Annotated in this window: 1 protein-coding gene and 1 pseudogene; both read right to left on the minus strand. The window is 75.3% G+C overall.

What is annotated here, in order from left to right:
• Positions 1-980: pseudogene (locus ACR2JA_RS05525) on the minus strand (hypothetical protein); the annotation flags it as partial.
• A 5-nt stretch (positions 981-985) separates the two neighbouring features.
• A partial coding sequence (locus tag ACR2JA_RS05530; RefSeq protein WP_434008109.1) for a baseplate J/gp47 family protein occupies positions 986-2,552 on the minus strand: 1,567 nt, incomplete at its 5' end.

Here is a 2,552-nt window from a genome sequence, read left to right on the forward strand (position 1 = left end):
GGTGGCAGCGCGGTCTGGCCGGGGGCGCTGGCGGCGGCCAGGCGTTCCAGGGTGGACGGTGGCAGCGCGTAGGTGAACACGCCCGGGTCGCTCGCTTGCCCGTCGGCGGCGGTGAGGCTGCCGCGGGTGGCCACGGCCAGGCGCCCGGCCTCGACAAAGCCCATCGTGTGAGGGAAGCGCGGGCCTTCCAGCGCCAGCGGCAGGGACAGCCGGCCGTCGGACAGCAGCAGGCGCACCCGCGCACCGCCCGCACTGCGCAGCAGGCTCATCACCACCAGCGGGCCCTGCCGGTGGCAGGCCAGGGCCACGGCTTTTTCGCCGGGTGGCAGCTGGCCAGCCAGGGCTTGCCACCGGGGTGGGTCGGGGTTGGGCTGATGGGCTTCAAACCGGGCATCGTGTTCGCGCCCCACCCACAGCGGTGCCTGGCCCTGGGGCAGGCCGCGCAGGCGTGCCAGCCGCCCCTGGTCCACGTCGAGCGCCCAGACGCCGCCGCCCGGCGCGCTGGCCAGGCGGTGCAGCTGGAAGCCGGCCGGCGCGGCCAATCGTGTGAGTTCAAACCGGCCACGCAGGTCCACCAGCCACAGGGCGCCGTTGGCCGCGAGGTAGAGCACGTCGTCGTCGCCCACGGTCATGTCGCTGACCGGCTGCGCCTCGGGCGGCAGCTCGAAGGCGCGCGGCGCCAGGCCGTGCTGCGCCGCCAGGTGCGAGGTGGAGACGATCTGTGCGCCGTCCCAGTGCACGTGGTTGCCCAGCGCGTCCACTGCCATGGCCGGCTGCAACACCACCTCGTCAACGCGGGTGGCGGTTTCCTGCAGGGTGCCGGCGGGTGCGCGGCTGGCCAGGCGCGTGCCGGTGATGCGGTGGTGCAGCGTCGGCTCCACCCCCACGGCGCGCGCACCGTCGGCCTGCGGCACGCGCCAGGGCTGCAGGCCGCCCGTGTCGTGCGACAGACCGAAGGAGCGCAGGCCGTTGATGTCCATGGCCGTCAGCAGAGCGTGGGCACCACTGGCAGCGCCAGTGCGGGCGCCTTGCCAGGGGATGCGGGGTCGTCGAACGGTGAGGTGACCGAGGCCGGGGCGTCCACCCCTTCCACCACGACCACGGCGCTGAGTTCGGGCAGTTGCCAGGCTTCCAGCGTGAGCGTGGTCACCGCTTTGCCGGCACCCGGCAGCTCGGTGTAGACGCCGTCCCGCGCTTCGAACAGGCGCACCGGCGAGACGCCGGCCACACCGGGAGTGCGGGCCACCACCACCTCCAGTTCGCGGTCGGTCAGCGGGCGGCCCAGCGGGTAGCCGCCGTCGGTGCTGTCGCTGTCGGGCCAGGGGCCGTCCACGCCGGCCAGGCCCAGGGGCAGCGGCCACAGGTGGGTGCGCAGCGCCTGGCGCACGTCGCTCATCACCTGTTCGCGCGCAAAGCCGTCGGCCACCTGCACCGCCACCGTCACGCCGATGGGGCGGTACTCGCAGCCGATGACGTACAGCTCGGTGGCCAGCGGGCGCCGTTCGTTGAGGAAGGCGTGCACCGCTTCGAGCAACGGCCGGTCGGCCCGCGGGCAGGGGGCGGCTCGGTCCGCGCTGGTGCGCTGGGGCAGCACCATGACCGACACCGCACCGGGCACGGCGGCGTTGCGTTCGTGCGGCTTGAAGCGCGGCAGCACCGCCACGCGGCCCACCGCCGTGCCCGGGGCCTCGCGCGCCAGGGCGCGGTAGTCGTCGGCCGTCACGGCGCGGTCGCGGTGCTGAAAGTGCGCGGGGATGCGGCGCTCGGCGGCGTCCAGCGTCTCGGCGTCGGCGCCGCCCTGCAGGGCCAGCGGCTGCAGCACGCTGATGGCCGGGCTGGGCTTGGCCAGGGCGCCGGTGACGGGGTCGGCCACGCGGTCGACCGCGCCCAGCAGCCCGGGGGCCAGGTTGCCCGCGGCGCCGCCGCCCACGCGCAGCCCGTCCACCACGATGCGGCTGCCGGTGCTGGGCACGCGGCCCTGCACGCCGTTGCCAAAGCCCACGGTGCCAGCCTCCACGTCCAGCTGCACCGCGCGGTCCAGCGGGCCGCAACGGCCCAGGTCGTCCACCGCGGGCCAGACGGCGCTGCCGCTGATGCTGTCGTGCACGATGACCTGCAGCGTTGCCGGGTCGGCGCTGCCCAGGGCGCTGATGCCCAGGCCGTACTGCTGGTCGGAACCGCCGTCCGACACGCCAATGGCGCGCGCCGGCAGGGCCTGGCGCTGCTCCACCGCCACCGCGTTGATACCGGCCCAGGCCAGCCGCAGGCTGGTGGTGGCGGTGTGACCGGGTGGCAGGCGCAGGCGCAGCCAGGTCACCAGGCGCTCGGCCTCGGCCTCGTTTTCCAGCCGCGGTGGCGCGTCGCCCACACCGGCCATGAGGTTCAGCCGCGGGTCGTTGGCCGGGGCGCCGATGCTGGCCAGGCTGGGCAGGGCCAGGCGCAGCACGCCGGCCTGGCGCAGGCCGTGGGTGCCGTCTTCCAGCACGTCCAGCGCCAGCATGTCGGGCACCTCGGGCGTGCGGGCGTCGCTGCCGGTGCTCATGTCCCAGCGC

This window comes from Hydrogenophaga sp. (assembly GCF_051007235.1).
Lineage (GTDB): Bacteria > Pseudomonadota > Gammaproteobacteria > Burkholderiales > Burkholderiaceae_C > Hydrogenophaga.